This window comes from Rhizobium sp. USDA 4016 (assembly GCF_056279705.1).
Genome location: NZ_JBWCCY010000002.1, coordinates 311861 through 327653, shown reverse-complemented (window position 1 = coordinate 327653; position 15793 = coordinate 311861). Strand labels below are relative to the sequence as shown.

16 protein-coding genes and 1 pseudogene are annotated in these 15793 nt (G+C 59.5%); 6 read left to right on the top strand and 11 right to left on the bottom strand.

Translation table 11 applies throughout. From position 1 onward, the window contains the following. Positions 1-41: 41 nt before the first annotated feature. The 3 genes from ACZ9DP_RS02490 to ACZ9DP_RS02480 are packed head-to-tail and all read right to left on the bottom strand — an operon-like array spanning position 42 to position 2986. Entirely contained in the window at positions 42-812 is a 771-nt protein-coding gene (locus ACZ9DP_RS02490; RefSeq protein ID WP_476200087.1) for a FadR/GntR family transcriptional regulator, read from the bottom strand. Positions 813-866: 54 nt separating this feature from the next. After that, complete coding sequence (locus ACZ9DP_RS02485; RefSeq protein WP_476200085.1) at positions 867-1964, bottom strand: Gfo/Idh/MocA family protein; 1098 nt, start codon at positions 1962-1964, stop codon at positions 867-869. Between the two features lie 11 nt (positions 1965-1975). Next, positions 1976-2986, bottom strand: a complete 1011-nt coding sequence (locus ACZ9DP_RS02480; protein ID WP_476200084.1) for a Gfo/Idh/MocA family protein — start codon at positions 2984-2986, stop codon at positions 1976-1978. Between the two features lie 257 nt (positions 2987-3243). On the opposite strand from ACZ9DP_RS02480, the gene ACZ9DP_RS02475 reads away from it, so the two are divergent. Genes ACZ9DP_RS02475 through ACZ9DP_RS02460 form a run of 4 tightly spaced genes read left to right on the top strand, consistent with a single transcriptional unit; the run spans position 3244 to position 7713 of the window. Beyond that, positions 3244-4521 carry an ABC transporter substrate-binding protein gene (locus ACZ9DP_RS02475; RefSeq protein WP_476200083.1) on the top strand — a complete coding sequence of 426 codons (1278 nt, stop codon included), beginning with the start codon at positions 3244-3246 and terminating at the stop codon, positions 4519-4521. A gap of 26 nt (positions 4522-4547) precedes the next feature. Beyond that, positions 4548-5546: a carbohydrate ABC transporter permease gene (locus ACZ9DP_RS02470; RefSeq protein WP_476200082.1), complete on the top strand. Its 999-nt coding sequence runs from the start codon at positions 4548-4550 to the stop codon at positions 5544-5546. Then, positions 5539-6627, top strand: a complete 1089-nt coding sequence (locus ACZ9DP_RS02465) for a carbohydrate ABC transporter permease (protein ID WP_074072937.1) — start codon at positions 5539-5541, stop codon at positions 6625-6627. The genes ACZ9DP_RS02470 and ACZ9DP_RS02465 overlap by 8 nt, the downstream gene beginning before the upstream one ends. Before the next feature lie 9 nt (positions 6628-6636). Then, entirely contained in the window at positions 6637-7713 is a 1077-nt protein-coding gene (locus ACZ9DP_RS02460) for an ABC transporter ATP-binding protein (protein ID WP_476200080.1), read from the top strand. Between the two features lie 30 nt (positions 7714-7743). On the opposite strand, the gene ACZ9DP_RS02455 is transcribed toward ACZ9DP_RS02460, so the two are convergent. From ACZ9DP_RS02455 to ACZ9DP_RS02420, 8 genes and pseudogenes are all read right to left on the bottom strand, one after another. After that, positions 7744-8658 (bottom strand): DMT family transporter, encoded by a 915-nt coding sequence (locus ACZ9DP_RS02455; RefSeq protein ID WP_283073223.1) that lies wholly within the window; start codon positions 8656-8658, stop codon positions 7744-7746. Positions 8659-8751: 93 nt separating this feature from the next. Further along, a pseudogene (locus tag ACZ9DP_RS02450) lies at positions 8752-9054 on the bottom strand (LysE family translocator); the annotation flags it as partial. An 84-nt stretch (positions 9055-9138) separates the two neighbouring features. Next, a complete protein-coding gene (locus tag ACZ9DP_RS02445) occupies positions 9139-9783 on the bottom strand; it encodes a CDP-alcohol phosphatidyltransferase family protein (protein WP_194731820.1) in 645 nt (214 codons plus the stop codon). Next, on the bottom strand, positions 9783-10172 hold the full coding sequence (locus ACZ9DP_RS02440) for a hypothetical protein (protein ID WP_476200078.1): 390 nt from the start codon (positions 10170-10172) through the stop codon (positions 9783-9785). Before ACZ9DP_RS02440 ends, ACZ9DP_RS02445 begins: the two co-directional genes overlap by 1 nt. Beyond that, entirely contained in the window at positions 10169-11119 is a 951-nt protein-coding gene (locus ACZ9DP_RS02435) for a phosphatidate cytidylyltransferase (RefSeq protein ID WP_194731821.1), read from the bottom strand. The genes ACZ9DP_RS02440 and ACZ9DP_RS02435 overlap by 4 nt, the downstream gene beginning before the upstream one ends. Then, positions 11116-11760, bottom strand: a complete 645-nt coding sequence (locus ACZ9DP_RS02430; protein WP_239603471.1) for a lysophospholipid acyltransferase family protein — start codon at positions 11758-11760, stop codon at positions 11116-11118. Before ACZ9DP_RS02430 ends, ACZ9DP_RS02435 begins: the two co-directional genes overlap by 4 nt. Positions 11761-11873: 113 nt before the next feature. Then, positions 11874-13175, bottom strand: a complete 1302-nt coding sequence (locus ACZ9DP_RS02425) for a hemolysin family protein (protein WP_476200076.1) — start codon at positions 13173-13175, stop codon at positions 11874-11876. 126 nt (positions 13176-13301) lie between these two features. Beyond that, entirely contained in the window at positions 13302-14636 is a 1335-nt protein-coding gene (locus tag ACZ9DP_RS02420) for a PQQ-dependent sugar dehydrogenase (RefSeq protein ID WP_476200074.1), read from the bottom strand. A 344-nt stretch (positions 14637-14980) separates the two neighbouring features. On the opposite strand from ACZ9DP_RS02420, the gene ACZ9DP_RS02415 reads away from it, so the two are divergent. Beyond that, entirely contained in the window at positions 14981-15511 is a 531-nt protein-coding gene (locus ACZ9DP_RS02415; protein WP_476200073.1) for a sigma-70 family RNA polymerase sigma factor, read from the top strand. A gap of 15 nt (positions 15512-15526) precedes the next feature. After that, on the top strand, positions 15527-15769 hold the full coding sequence (locus tag ACZ9DP_RS02410) for a DUF2934 domain-containing protein (RefSeq protein WP_476200071.1): 243 nt from the start codon (positions 15527-15529) through the stop codon (positions 15767-15769). Positions 15770-15793 lie beyond the last annotated feature (24 nt).

Here is a 15793-nt window from a genome sequence, read left to right as displayed (position 1 = left end):
GGAGAAGGTGGGCGTTGAACCCAGAGCCCTTGACCATACCGCTAGCGCGATTCTCCATCATCCGCCTGCATGACTTCCGGCGCAAACCGTCCCCTTTCGTCAGCTTCCATCAACTCGTTACTGACGTTGCGGATGTGGCGCGCCATCGCCTTGTAGGCGGCGTCGGGATTGCGCAGACGCAGAGCCGTCAGGATTGCATGGTGATCGCCGATCCAGAGCGGGCGCACGCTTGGCGCATGGATATGCTCATGCAGTTTTTTCCACATCAGCGACTCGTCGCGCTGAACCCAAAGCGCCTCGACGATTGAAACGATGATGGCATTACCGGTCATGCGCGCAATCGTCACATGGAAATCGCGGTCGCCCTTTTCGTTGTTTAAGGTGACGTCGGTCTCATGCTCCATCTGAGCGATACAGTCCTCGAGCACGGCAATATCGTAATTCGTGGCGCGTTCGGCCGCCATGGCGGCGGCACTCGCCTCGACTGCAAGCCGGGCTTCCAGAAGCTCGAACGGGCCGGGGCCGGCATCCGCAGTGATCTTGTCAAAATTGACCTGATTGCCGCGGACCGGCAAAACGACGATGCCGGCCCTGCCCTTGACTTCGACCAGGCCGCGCATCTCCAGAGCAATAACCGCCTCGCGCACGACCGGGCGGCTGACTTCGAGTTCTTCGGCAAGCTCGCGTTCGGAAGGCATGCGCCAGTCCGGGTTCTTGGCGTTTGCCTCGATCATGCGCGCAATACGGCGTGCGACGATCTGATAAAGCCGCTGCTCCCCCTGAAGCCGAAGCGCTGGTACGGCTGCCCCCATGATACCTCCTTGCGGCGCCACCCTTAAGACGGGTGACGCATGTCTGTTTGGCGCTCAGGCGCTGGCGGCCATACGCCGCTCTTCGTCCGGAAGCCACGAGTGGTAAAGCGGATGCTCGGCGTTGATCGGCAGCGGCGTCGGCTTGCCGGTACGCTGCGAATGATAGGCCGCCGTCACCAGTTCCAGCGAATTGCGCGCGTCTTGCAGCGTCACCGGCGGCTCCTTGTCTTCGATGATCGCCTGATGGAACAGCTCGAACTGGCGGGTATAGCCGTCTTCCTTCACTTCGTAGCCGGCGAGCGCTTCCTCGACACGCTTCTGGTGCTCCTCGGTGCCTGCGATGAAGCTCCACGGATCGCGACCCATCGTATAAGGTTCGAGAATGCTTTCGGCGACGAGATCATGGAAGCAGAAGCGCAGGCGCGAGATCTCCTTGCGTGAGCCGAGCGTCATGGAAAGTGCCGCCAGCGATCCGTTCTGCATCTTGACGGAAAGCGCCATCGTATCTTCGACTTCGATCTTGTTTACCAGCGTCGCGCCGTAGGCAAAGACTTCGGCGCAGGCGCCATGCACATAGTTCAGCATGTCGTGCGCATGGATCGCGTGCCCCAGCAGGCCGCCGCCGAGCTCGCTCTTCCACTTTCCGCGCCACGGAACTTCGTAGTAGGCAGGGCCACGCCACCAATGGGTCTCGATCGTCGTCAGGAAGGGACGCCCGGTCAGACCAAGTTCGATCAGCAGCTTCAGCTTCTGAAGACCGGAGCCGTAGCGATACTGAAAGATCGGCATGAGTTTCTTGCCGCCGGAACGCGCAACAATGCGGCTCATCTCGTCGACGTCGGCAATCGAGCCGAAGAGCGGTTTTTCGCAAATCACATGTTTTCCCGATTCGATGCCCTTCTTGCAGAGTTCGAAATGAGAATCCGGCGGCGTCGAAATATCGATGATGTCGAGATCGTTGCGGACAAAGAGGTCGTCGACATTCTGAGTATACTCGCCAATGCCATGCATTTCGCAAAGTTCGCGGCCGCGTTCTTCGTCCAGCGAGCAAAGCACCGGCACGTCGAAAAGGTCCTTGTTCCAGTCGTAGCCGATCAGATGGCGCGAAGCGATGCCCGCACCGATTACGCCAACGCGCAATTTCTTCGTCATGATATCTCCTCCTATCGTCCGCCGAGCCGGGAAGCCTTGGCCTGCGCCTCAAGCGAAAGGCGGCAGACCTCGTAGACGTGCGCCTGCGTCATCGCCGTTTCCGTGCGATCGCGCACGTCGGCGGTGAATGCTTCAAAATAGTCGAGCTTCTCGCTGCTGCAGTCGATGTAGGTATTTTCCTCGCCGTTCACGACGAACAGATGATCCTTGCCCGGGCGGCCGGAAATATCGATGTATTTGCGAAGCTCGATATAGCCTTTGGTGCCGAGAATGGTCAGACGTCCGTCACCCCAGGTCGGCAGCGCCTCGGGCGTAAACCAGTCGACCCGGACATAGCCGGACGCCTTGTCGGAGCGAAGCAATACCTCGCCGAAGTCCTGGAATGCCGGTTTCTCCGGCATGCCGAAGTTGCCGATTGCGCTTGCGACGACCTCGCCGCTCGTCGAGCCGGTATAGAAGAGAAACTGGTCGATCTGATGCGAGGCGATGTCTACGATGATGCCGCCAAAGGCTTCGGGATCGAAAAACCAGTCCGGCCGCGTCGCAAGCTGCAGCCGGTGCGGTCCCATGCCGAGCGTCTGGATGACCTTGCCGATCGCGCCTTCCTTGACGAGTTTGGCTGCTTTGACCGCCGAGCGAACGCAATGGCGCTCCGAAAAGCAGATCGAGAAGATCTTGCCTGTCTCGGCGACGGCCTTCTTGACCTCCTCCAACTGCGCAAACGTCGTGACGCCCGGCTTGTCCGTCATCACGTCCTTGCCGGCCCTCATGGCGCGGATCGCAAGACCGGCGCGATCGCGCGGAATCGCGGAGATGCAAATGACGTCGATGGACGGATCGGCGAAAATCGTCTCGCGGTCGATCTGCGGCGTATCCGGATATGTCTTCTTGAAATTTTCGAGCAGCGCCGGAACAGAGGTCTTCGGGCAATAGCCGACGAATTCTCCACCCGCCGCTTGCAATCCCTTCACATGATCAAACGTGTGCGGATGGTCGATTCCGACAACGGCAAATCTCAGCATTTTAGTCTCGTCCTCCTGCAAAAGCCGTGGGAGCTGCGGCTTCTCGTCTCCTGATAATTGGTCAAACCAGACACTCAAAGCTCGAACCTGTCAAGAATGTTTTTGCAAATGGAACTACGGCAAACCAGCCACATTAGCGCTGGTTTTGGCAAAAATTCTTTCGGCTCGCCGGTTGACAATCTGGTAAGTCCAGACATGTTTATGGCAGATCGCCACCCCGGGCGGGAGGCCCGTCGCGATCGCTGGAGGATCTGGATATGAAACGCACCCGCATCGGCTTGTGGGCGGCCTCGACGCTGCTTGCAGCCACGGCGCTGACGGGTATTGCCCAGGCGCAGGAACTCACCGTTTTTTGCGACGATATCGGCTTCGGCTGCCTGACCATGGACCCGGTCGTCAAACGATACGAATCCGAAAATCCAGGCGTCAAGGTCAAGCTCGAGACCGTTCCCTATCAGTCGCTCGTCGAAAGCCTGCCGGTGCAGCTCGAATCCGGCGAGGGCCCCGATGCGGCGATCGTCACCGACCTCGGCGGCCTCAGCCGTTACTATCTCGACCTGACGCCTTATGTGAACGCGGCGAACTTCGAGAAGGAATACAGCCAGACCCTGCAATGGCTGCGTGGCTCCAATCCGACGAGCAAGGCAATCAACGGCATGCCGACGACGCTCACCGTCAATGGCGCCTATGTCAATCTCACCTTGTTCGAGCAGGCGGGCGTTCCGGTTCCCAAGGAGGGCGCAACCTGGGCCGAATGGGCCGAAGCGACACGCAAGGTGGCCAAGGCAACCAACACCGAATACGCCATGGAGATGGACCGCTCTGGCCACCGCTTTGCAAGCCTTGCCATCAGCTACGGCGCCGAATTGGTCGATGACCAGGGCAAACCGGTTATCGACAAGGGGCTGAAGGATGCCGTCGAACAGTTCGTGGCCTGGCACAAGGACGGAACAATGCCGATGGACCTTTGGGGAGCGGTCGGCGGCGCAACGCATCGCGAACTCTTCTCAGATTTCCTGAATGCCAAGACCGTGCTTTACTTCGGCGGTTCCTGGACGCTCAGCCAGATGGACAAGGAAGTCGGGGACCTCTTCGACTGGCAGGTGGCACCTGCGCCCTGCGGGCCCTCATCGTGCACCGTCATGCCGGGCGGCGGAGCGCTCGTCGGCTTCAAGCATACCAAACAGCCCGAAGCGGTCGGCAAGCTGATCGACTATATCGCCCAGTCGAAGAACAACGCCGAAATCGTCTCGGCGGCCGTGGAGATTCCGGCGGCAAAATCGCTAATCGAAAATGGCGTGACCTATCCGAGCGCCTCTGAGCGTACGCAACAATCACTTTCGACCTTCATCGCCCAGATCCCGAAAATGGCGCCGGCCGCCTATCGCTTCCAGGGCTGGCGCTATCAGCGTGCCATGATGAACGCGCTGACGACGCGCATCAGCCAGGTCCTGAATAGCGAATTGGAGGTCGATGCAGCACTTGACCGTGTCAAGCAGGATGTCGAGCTCGCCATCAAGGCGGCCGGCCAATAGACAGGATGATCCGGAAGGAGAGCGGTATGGCCACAAGGGCTCGACTTGCGACAGTTGCCGGCGACATCATCCTCCTGCCGGCAAGGCTCGCCGAGCCTTTGATGACGGGCCTGCAAAAGATCCTGGGCATCCGGCGCATGCCGTGGGTCTTTCTTTTGCCGAACCTCCTCGCCGTTTTGTTTTTCTCGCTCCTTCCGGTCGCAATCAACGTCTTCTATTCGGTCACCGGCAGCGACCGTCTTTATCCGAGCGAGCGACCCTTCATCGGTTCTGGCAATTACGAAACGTTGTTCGACTGCACCAACTATCTCGATGCATCCACCTGCTCGAGCGATCTCTTCTGGCGGGCGCTCGGCAATAGTCTCGTCTTCGTGCCGATCCAGGTGATCTGCATGATCGGCGTCGCGCTGCTTGCCGCTGTCTGCCTCAACCGCGAGATCCGCGGCCGCGGCTTCTTTCGCGCCGTCTTCTTCTTTCCCGTCATGCTTTCGCCTGTCGTCGTGGCGTTGACCTGGCAGTGGATCCTGCAGCGCAACGGCGCGTTGAACGGCATTCTAACCTGGCTCGGACTTTCGCCCGTCAACTGGCTGGTATTTCCAAATACCGCCTTCTTCTGGTCGGTCTTCGTCACCGTCTGGGCGCATATGGGCTTTTACACGATCATTCTGCTTGCCGGTCTGCAGTCGATCCCGCGCGATGTCTATGAAGCTGCCAAGATGGACTCCGCGACCAACTGGCGGGTCTTCACGCGCATCACGCTGCCGCTTCTAAAGCCCGTCCTGCTCGTCGTCTTCGTTCTCTGCGTCATTCGCTCGGTCCAGACCTTCGATGAGCTCTACGTGCTGACAGGCGGCGGCCCCGGATCTGCGACGATGCTGATCGTCCAATATATCTACGAGGTCGGTTTCGCCGTGCAGCCTCGCAATTTCGGTCTCGCGGCCGCGGCCTCGCTGCTGCTCGGCGTCGTGCTCTTGATCTTCACCGGCCTGCAGCTGCGCCTGTCGAGGAATTCGCAACATGGCTGACGTTGTTCTGTCCAAATCCGGAGCTCCCATGCGCGGTCTGCTCTTTGCCCGGCGCGGGCGCAACAGGCTCGACGTTACCGATTGGCTCACCTATGGCTTCCTCGTCCTTGGACTGCTCATCATGTTCACGCCGGTTGCCTGGGTGGTCCTGTCTTCTTTCAAGACGCAAGCCAATCTGCAGGAATTTCCGCCGAGCATTCTGCCCTATTCCAGCGAAACAGCCGTGGTTGAAGGTTTCGACCAGCCGCTGCCGCTCTTCGACGTAACCTTGAAGGACGGCACGAAGGCGCGGCTTGCGCAGATCCGCCGTGTCGGCAGGAATGCGCAGATGATCAATCCCGACAACCCTGGCGCCGGCCGTGTCACCGTTGCCGTGACCGATGCCGTCCCCGTCCGCAAGGTGCGGCTTGCGACCGAGAACTACACCAACCTGGTCGCAAGTTCCGGCCAGGCGATGGGCCGCTATGTCTATAACAGCCTGTTCATCACCACTGTTGCGACCATTATCACGCTGGTGATGAATTCCATGGCTGCCTTTGCGCTTTCGAAGTACCGTTTCGCAGGCAGCAACGTCGCCTTGATCTCGATCCTGTCGACGCTGATGATCCCGGCCACCGTGGTTCTCGTGCCGACTTACCTCATCGTTGCCGAGCTCGGCCTTGTCGGAAATCTCTGGGGTGTCATCCTGCCGACCGTCGCGACGCCGACCGGCGTCTTCCTTCTACGCCAATACATGCTGACGATCCCTGACGAACTGATCGAAGCAGCGCGCATGGATCATGCGAGCGAGTGGCGCATCTTCTTTAGGATCGTTCTGCCGCTTTCCAGCCCGGCGCTTGCCGTTGTGGCGATCTTCTCGATCCTGTCGCGCTGGAACGACTTCCTGCTACCCTTGATCGTCCTCAATCGCCGCGAGGTCTATACGCTGCAGCTGGCGCTCAACTCTTTCCAGAGCGAGTTCGAGGTCCGTTACGATCTGATGCTCGCCATGACGACCCTGACGGCGCTGCCGCTTGCCTGCGCCTTCATCTTTCTGCAGCGCTACATCACCACCGGCATCGCATCCACGGGCATCAAGTGAGTTTCGTTCATGGCAAACCTCGTACTTGAAAATGTCAACAAATCCTTCGGCACGCTGCAGGTGATCCCCGATATCAATCTCGATATCAAGGATGGCGAATTCGTCGTCTTCGTCGGCCCATCCGGCTGCGGAAAGTCGACGCTGCTTAGAATGATTGCTGGGCTCGAAGAGGCAACGGGCGGCGACATCCGCATTAACGGCGAAACCGTCATCGACACGCCGGCGGCCGATCGCGGCGTCGCCATGGTCTTCCAGTCCTACGCTCTTTATCCCCACATGACCGTTCGCCAGAACCTGAGCTTCGGACTTGAGAATATCCGGATGCCGAAAGACGAGATCGATCGCCGCGTTGAAGCAGCCGGCAAGCTTTTGCAGATCGACACGCTGCTCGACCGGCGCCCCCGCCAGTTGTCCGGCGGTCAGCGCCAGCGCGTCGCAATCGGTCGCGCCATCACCCGCGATCCGAAGATATTCCTCTTCGACGAGCCGCTTTCCAACCTCGATGCGGAACTGCGGGTGCTGATGCGTGTCGAGATTACCAAGCTGCACGAGCGGCTCGGCAATACGATGATTTATGTGACGCATGACCAGATCGAGGCGATGACGATGGCAGATAAGATCGTCGTCCTTCGCAAGGGCGTCATCGAGCAGGTCGGTGCGCCGCTTGATCTTTATAATCGCCCGCACAACACGTTCGTTGCCGGCTTCATCGGCTCGCCGCGCATGAACCTCATCGAAGGGACAATCGGCACTTCGACCAACGGGACGCTCGCCTTTGAGTGCGCCGGATTGCCGCGGTTGGAATTGCCCCTTGAGGCCGGGCTTGCAGCCGGACGGAAAGCAACACTCGGTGTGCGGCCCGAAGATTTCCTGGTCGGTGAAAGCGGCTGGCCAGCCGAGGTCGCCGTTGCCGAACAGCACGGGGCCAACAGCTACCTGCATTGCACCCTTCCAAACGGCGAGCCGATCCTGGTGCACCAGCAGGGCCAGAGCCGGGTCGCGCGCGGCGATGTCCTCAACATCGCACCCCGTCCGGGCCATTGGCATCTGTTCGATGAAACAGGTCTGCGGATCAAAACCGACTGACCCTGCCGGGACAATCCTTCGACTGAACGCTCAATGTCCGTCCGGCGCAACCGCGTCCGGCGTGATCGTGTCCCTGAGGTTTTTCCGGTGGAAGATGAAAAGTCCTGCAACGACGATGATCGCCGCGCCGATGAGGATCTGCATATCGGGTACGTCATCGAAAAAGATCATGCCAAGCACGATCGCCCATATGAGCAGCGTGTATTGCAGCGGCGCCAGCAGCGATGCGGGCGCAAGCTTCAGCGATCGGGTAATCAGCAGGTGGGCGCAGGAGGCGACGACGCCCAGAAGCAGCATGCCTGAGTAGTCGAGAAGCGTCGCCTGACGCCAATGGCCGATACTGAGAACGATCCCGGCAATGAGAGCAGCGATCGTCTGCCAGGTGACGAGCGTGGTGTCGCTTGTCGCGCGCAAGGAGCGGTTCATCACCAGCGTCAGCGCGAAGGCGAGACTGCCCGTCAGACCGAAAAGAGATGGCAAGGACAGCATCGCAGATGATGGACGGAGCGCTACGACAACACCGGCAAAGCCGATGAAAACCGCAAGCCAGCGGCGCCAGCCGATCTTCTCGCCGAGGAAAAAGTGCGAAAGCGCGGCGACATAGATGGGCCCCGCCATATAGAAGGTCATGACATCGGCAAGCGGCAGATAGGCGACGGCCGCATAAAACAGGCTGACATCGCAGGTCGTCATGATGACGCGCATCACCTGCTGCCCCTTTTGCTCGACATTGAAGAGCTGCCGCGTCCCTTGCCGGATGATCATCGGACCGAGCACGATGAAGGCGCCGACCGAGCGGATCACCAGCACCTGACCGACGGCGAAACTCGCAACCAGCCATTTGCCCATCGCATCGTTGAGCGCAAAGAGGAAATCGCCGAGCAGCATCAACAAGACGCCCGTCAAGATCACGTTCGAACTGACGGCAACGGCACTGCGCTTCATCCTGACATTCCTTGATACGACACCGCGAGGCAGCCGAGTGCGGCTTCCGCTTTAACAGCACCGATGTCAAGGTCAGGGTGAAACTAAAGCGTATCAGCGGCGCGATTCAAGCGCCATGCGAACGGCAAGTCCTCCAAGGACGGTTGCCATCAGCATGCGCTGCGCCCGCATCCAGGCCGGCCGTTCGCCGAGAAAAAGCGCGACGGACTCGGCAGAAAGGGCGATGAGTGCGTTGACGCTGACGCTGATCGCGATCTGCGTCAAGCCGAACGCGATCGATTGCAGAAAGACGCTGCCGACCTCCGGGTTCACGAATTGCGGCAGCAGTGAGAGATAAAGCATGGCGATCTTCGGGTTGAGCAAGCTGGTGACGAAGCCCATGGCGAAGAGCTTGCGAGAGCCCCTGGCACGCCGCAAGAATGGAATTGTACGGATGACAATTTAAAGCCGCCGCAACTGCCGCCCACGGCACAGCCGTTGTCAGAGCGGAGTTTTCATGGACCGGATCAAGCGCAAGCTGCGTCGGACTGCGGTTGCGGCGGCACCGAGAAGCACGATCCAAAGCCCGAGCCAAAGGACATGGTTCTGCAGATCCCAGTAAGGTTCGCCGATCGAAATGACAGCAGCCATGGTGACGATCGCCATGCGGTGCTGCTTGGCCATCGGGCCGGAAAAATCACTGCCGTGGCCCGTCGCCCGGCCAAGCTCGCGCACATAGGCGGTCAGCACTGCGAATGCTGCAGCCGCCCAGCCAAGGCCGGGATGGCCGATACCGAGACCGATGCCGGCAAAAATCAGCATGTCGGCGGCGCGATCTGGAAATTCGTTCCAGAACGGCCCGTCGGCTTCTGCCTTGCCTCCTTCGACCGCCACCATGCCGTCAAAGAGATTGCAGAGGAGCCTTACCTGGCAAAAAAGCGCCGCAAGAGCGAGAAGGACCATACGCGAATAACCGGCGTCGCGTCCGGCGACAAAGAACAGGAGACCGGCGATGAAGGCGGCGGCGATGCTTGCCTGCGATATCTGGTTCGGCGTGACGGATCTCGCCGCGATCTTCTGCGCGATCGCCTTTGCCCACCAGCTGTTCCGGCTGTTCAACGGCCGGCGATCTTCAGTGTTCGTCATCACTTACCTTTCCCGGTCAAAAGAGAATAGTTGTAAATCGCCGCATAGCTGGTGGAGACGGCAAGCGGCACCGCAACGGTCCTCAATATTTCGGGTGTTGCGGCGAGTGCGTGGATGGCGATGAGAATGCTTGCAGAACCGAGGCAGGCGATGAGAGGCGGCGCAACGAATGCGGCAGAGCCTTTGAAGCGCTTCGAAAATGTTTCGATCGCCGATTTCAAGAACAAAGTGAGGCAGGCAGACAGCGCGCCCTGAACGACGCCGGCAAGCAGCATGCGCGGCAGCGGATGGACGCGATTGGCAAACAGCGCCCAGCCTCCCATGGCGAGAAAGGCGAAGGTCACATGAACGGTGCTGCTGCGTCCAAGCCGTGCGACCCAACCACTCATGTCAGCGACCACCAGTAGCGGACAAGATGAAAGAAGATCGGCGCCGAAAACACCACGGAATCGAGCCGGTCGATCAGTCCGCCGTGACCCTCGATGAGATTGCCCCAATCCTTCACGCCCCGGTCGCGCTTGATAGCCGACATCACCAGACCGCCGAAGAAGCCCATCAGCGTGATGACCAGCGAAAGCAGGCCCGCCTGCAAGGGCGTAAACGGCGTGATCCACCAGAGCGACGCCCCGATCAAAGTCGCACTGGCGACACCGCCCGCAAAACCCTCAACGGTTTTCGACGGCGAGAGTTTCGGGGCGATCTTCGTTCGCCCGAAAAGCTTGCCCCAGACATACTGCAAGACGTCGCTGAGCTGCACGACGATGACCAGAAATGCGATGAGAAGAACGTTGCGGTCCTCATAGCCGGGAATGTTCAACGTCAGCAGCGCCGGCACGTGCGAAGCGCAGAAGACGCAGATCATCAGGGCCCATTGCACTTCGGCAATGCGGATGAGAAACCGTTCGGTATCGCCCCGAAGCACGGAAATGATCGGCATCAGCAAAAACGCGTAAACCGGTACGAAGATCGAATAGATCCCGTATTCTTCAGCCCACAGCAAATAATACTGAATGGGAAGCACCACGAAGAAGGCCGAGGCGAGCGCCCAGTGATCAGCCCGCTTCGTGTTTGTCAGCGTGATGAATTCGCGAAGTGCCGCAAAGGAGCAGAAGGCGAAAAGAATGACGACACCGGCACGACCCGCCAAAAAAGCGACGCCGATGAAGATCACCATGATCCACCAGGCCTTGATGCGCGCATTCAGGTTTTCGACGGCGCTATTGGAGCCATCCGGCGAAAGACGCCGATGCAGGACATAGCCAACCAGTGAGGCAAAGATCAGCACGGCGAAAATGCCAAGCACGAGCGTAATAAGATCGGACCGCGCGTCGTTCATTCACTGCCGCCTGAATGTTTTGGAGAAAGGGAAATCAAGGCGGCCCGTGCCCTTGCCAGGAAGCCGTCCTTGGTCTCGCCGGGTTCAAGCCGTATCGGGCTGCCGAAGGTCACCGTGCAGATCAGAGGAATTGGCACGATCTCGCCTTTTGGCATGACGCGATTGAGATTGTTGATCCAGACCGGCACGAGATCGATCCCCGGGCGCACTGCGGCAAGATGGAAGAGGCCGCTCTTGAAAGGCAAAAGCGGCTCGTCCGTCTGGTTGCGCGTGCCTTCCGGAAACAGGATCAGCGACGAGCCGGCATCGATTGCCGCCGCCATCTGCTCGACCGGATCCTGCGTGCGCCTTTCACGGTCGCGCTCGATCAGCACGGCATTGAACACTTCGCGGCCAATGAACGTGGTGAGCGGCGATCTCAGCCAGTAGTCTGCCCCGGCCACAGGCCTTGCTTGCCCGCGCAGACGCGGCGGCAGGACCGTCCAGATCAGAATGAAATCGCCATGGCTCGAATGGTTGGCAAAATAGATGCAGCGCCGGGGCGGCAAACCGTCATTCGCCCAGATCGCCCGCACAGCCGTGATCGCGCGGGCAAACAGCACGATAGCAATCGCGACAGGCTTTGCGATCAGGCTGTGCATCTGCTTCATCGAGCCCAATTCCCGCATTCAGGATTGCAGGAACGTAGCTGCGTTTTGGACAAATCGGAAGACGTTGGAAAGCCGGATAAAGATTTCCACATGCAGCGGGCGGATTAAGCCGTCCGATCTTCACCTTCTACAGGTTCCGGCGAAAGGAGGATCTTGTCGACGCGGCGGCCGTCAAGATCGATGACCTCGAAGCGCCAGCCATCCTTCACGAAGCTTTCGCCGAGATCCGGCAGGTGTTTCAACTCTTCCAGCACAAGGCCGGCGACGGTCTGGAATTCAATGTCATCCGCCAGCTTGAAGTTCATGAATTCGGCGAACTCGTCGATCGGTGTCCAGCCGGAAACAAGATAGGAACCGTCGCCGCGGCGAACGATTGCCTGCTCGTCAGTAGGTCCCTCCTGCAGTGCGCCCATGATCGCTTCCATGATGTCGCCGGAAGAGACAATGCCTTCGAAGTGGCCGTATTCGTCATAGACAAGCACCATGTGGACCGGTGATTTGCGGATTGCCTGGATGACATGCGTTGCCCTCGAAAGATCCGAGATCACCGGAACTTCATGGGCAAGCGAGAGGATGTCTGCATGGCCACGCGCGTCGAGCGCATCGTAAAAGTCCTTCACGAAGAGCACGCCAAGCACCTCGTCAGAACTGTTACGGCGCACAGGCAGGCGCGAGCGGTGCGTTCGGTGCAGCTGCTTGCGAATGTCTTCGATGCTGTCTTCGATGTCGACGACTTCGACGTCGCGGCGAGGCGTCATCAAGGCTCTCGCCGTCCGGTCGGCAAGGCGCATGACGCCGGATATCATCGCCGATTCCTCGCTCTCGATCACGCCGGCACTCTTCGCCTCGGCGAGCACCGTCTTGATCTCTTCGTCGGTCACCCCATCGCTGCCTTTTCCGGACTGACCAAGAAGCGTAAGCACAAGCTTGCCGGACGCGTCGAGAAGCCAGACGAGCGGCAAGGCAAGCTTGGAAAGCAGAGCCATGGCCGGAGCAACCTTGCTTGCGACCACTTCAGGTTCGCGAAGCGCAATCTGCTTCGGCACCAGTTCGCCGATAATGAGCGAAAGATAGGTAATGGCAACGACCACCGTGCCGACGCCAAGCGCATCGGAGACGGCGGGGGAAACGCCCTGTGCGCTAAGCCAGGCCGAAAGACGGCCGCCCAGCGTGGCGCCCGAAAAGGCACCCGAGAGAACGCCGACGAGTGTAATCCCGATCTGAACGGTCGAGAGAAAGCGGCCGGGATGTTCGGCAAGTTTGATGGCTTGGGCAGCCCCCCGGCTCCCATGATCGGCCAGGACCCTCAAACGGGCGGGACGTGATGAAACGACGGCAAGTTCGGACATTGCGAGCACACCGTTCAAGATCGTGAGCAGCACAACGATTATGATTTCCAGAAACAAAAGAAGCCTATGATATTGACAGCGATGCCTCAAAATAGGGGCAAAGCGCCAACAATGAAAGCAAGGCTTGCTTCTTGCTTCGGCTATTTTTGCTCGGCGCTTTTGTATGGTTGCGCCCTGCCCCTGTCACTCTGCCGAAGCCGGTGAGACCCGCCATATCGTGTTGCCGACGTCATCGGCAACAAGCAAGGCACCCTTGATGTCGATCGCGACGCCGACAGGTCGGCCAAAGGCCTTGTCGTCCGCCCCGATAAAGCCCGTCAAGACATCGCGCGGCGGGCCGGAGGGCTTGCCATCGACGAAAGGCACGAAGATCACCTTGTAGCCGCTGCGCGGCTTGCGGTTCCAGGAACCGTGCTGGCCGACGAAAGCACCGCCGACATAATCCGGACCAAACAGATTGCTCGTGTTGAAGGTCAGGCCAAGCGAGGCGGTATGCGGACCAAGGGCATAATCGGGGACGATGGCGCTCGCAACCATTTCAGGGTTTTGCGGCTTTGCCCGGCTATCGATATGCTGGCCGAAATAGCTGTAGGGCCAGCCATAAAAGCCGCCTTCCTTCACCGAGGTCATATAGTCGGGGACGAGATCGCTGCCGAGCTCGTCGCGTTCGTTGACCGCCACCCAAAGTGCGCCCGTCCGCGGCTGCCAGGCAAGACCATTTGGATTGCGCAAGCCGCTTGCGAAGACGCGAACAGCCTTTGTCGCAAGATCGATTTCGAGGATCGAGGCACGGTTTTTTTCCGCATCCATGCCGTTTTCCCCGACATTGCTGTTGGAGCCCACGGTGGCATAGAGCTTGGTGCCGTCAGGGCTCACGATCACGTCCCTCGTCCAGTGCTGATTGATCGGGCCTGCTGGTAGATCGGCAATTTTCGCGCCCGGCGTGGTGATCACCGTTTCACCTTCCGTATAGGGAAAAGCCATGACCGCATCGGTATTGGCGACGTAGAGCGTGTCCTTGGAATATGCCATGCCGAAGGGCGAATTGAGATCCTTCAGGAAGACGGTGCGCATCTCGGCTGCACCGTCCTTGTCGGCATCGCGCAGCAGTGTGATGCGGTTTGCACTTTTGACCTCGGCGCCGGCCCGGCTCATGAGCAGACCTTCGAACCAGCCGCGGATGCTGAACCCGGCGTCTTCACCTTTTGGCGGCTTGTTGCTTTCGGCAACAAGGACATCGCCGTTCGGCAGGACATGGATCCAGCGCGGGTGGTCGAGGCCCCTTGCAAAGGCTTCCACCTTCAGCCCCTCCGCGGCTTTTGGTGTGGCTCCTTCTGGCCAGCCCGCCGCTTGCGCGACATTGACTGTCGGGATCAGCGTCGGGTTCGGCGCGGGCAGCGTCGGTGAGGGACCGTAGCCCTGTTCGATCGGGACGGTGGCGGATTCTCGCTCGAAGACGAATATCCACCCGCCTGCAACAAGGATGAGAAGAAGGACGACAATGATGATCTTCTTCATGGATGATCTCCCATGCAAGACCGTGCTAACGGTTTGACCGCTATAGGTTTCAACGCTCCTGATAAATTCGAATGATGGAGCAAGTGCCCCAAGGTTCAAGATTTCAACGGCGCAACTGTGTTTCTCAACACCGCATCTTCGATCATGGCGTTTTGAAGCGTGACAAGACCACATACGAGCGACTTGAGCGACCACGCAGTATGCTGAGTCTTGAGGCATGTGCGTAAAGAGACGGCCTGAAACTTCGGGCTCAGACGGCCCCATTGTACGATTGCGGACCTATGAAGTTTATCGGGAACCCCACCGAGTGCGAGGGCATTAATTCTCCTTAGAAGGAGGACGCCATGCCAACAGTCTCCGTTGCACAACCTTGCAGCGCTCAGGCAGAAATTATCGCGCTTCTTCCAGCTCTCAAAGCCTTTGCGAGGCGTTTCGAGCGTGTTGAAAGCGACGCCGACGATCTCGTTCAAGAGACGGTCTCCAAGGCGCTTTGTCATATCGAGCAGTTCCAGGACGGCACGAGCCTGAAATCCTGGCTCTTTACGATCATGCGCAATACGTATTGCAGCAGCTACAAACGCCGCAAGCGCGAACCGGTCGGTTGCGTCGGCGACCTGACCGACCATCCAATTCCGGTCAAATCGACGCAGGAATGGTCGCTGAGAGCCCGTGACGTGCAGGCAGCGATCGACAAGCTCGGAGCATCGCACCGCCATGCACTGCTGCTCGTGGTGAACGGGACAAGCTACGAAGAAGCGGCCGCGATCTGCGACTGCCAAGTGGGCACCATCAAGAGCCGGGTGAGCCGCGCTCGCAACCATCTTCTTGAAATCCTCGGCGAGACGCAATCTTCCGAAGCAGCCTCGTTACACTGACAGGGGTGCGCAGCCATGAGCCGCCACGATAGGAACGAATGGATCGCCAAGAGGGCCTATGCACTTTGGGAAGCGTCCGGGCGCCAACATGGCCGCGATGGCGAGCACTGGTCACAGGCTGTGCGAGAGCGCGACGAGCTGGAGCGCACGCAGGCTTCGGCCGACGGGCGCGAGGTGCTGGTTCGGTTCAGACCAAGACCACCGGCCGCCACGTCGCCGAAACCCATCGCCCGCCCGCCGGCGATCGCGAGCGGCTGATGGGTGATGCAGTCCTGCCGTCTG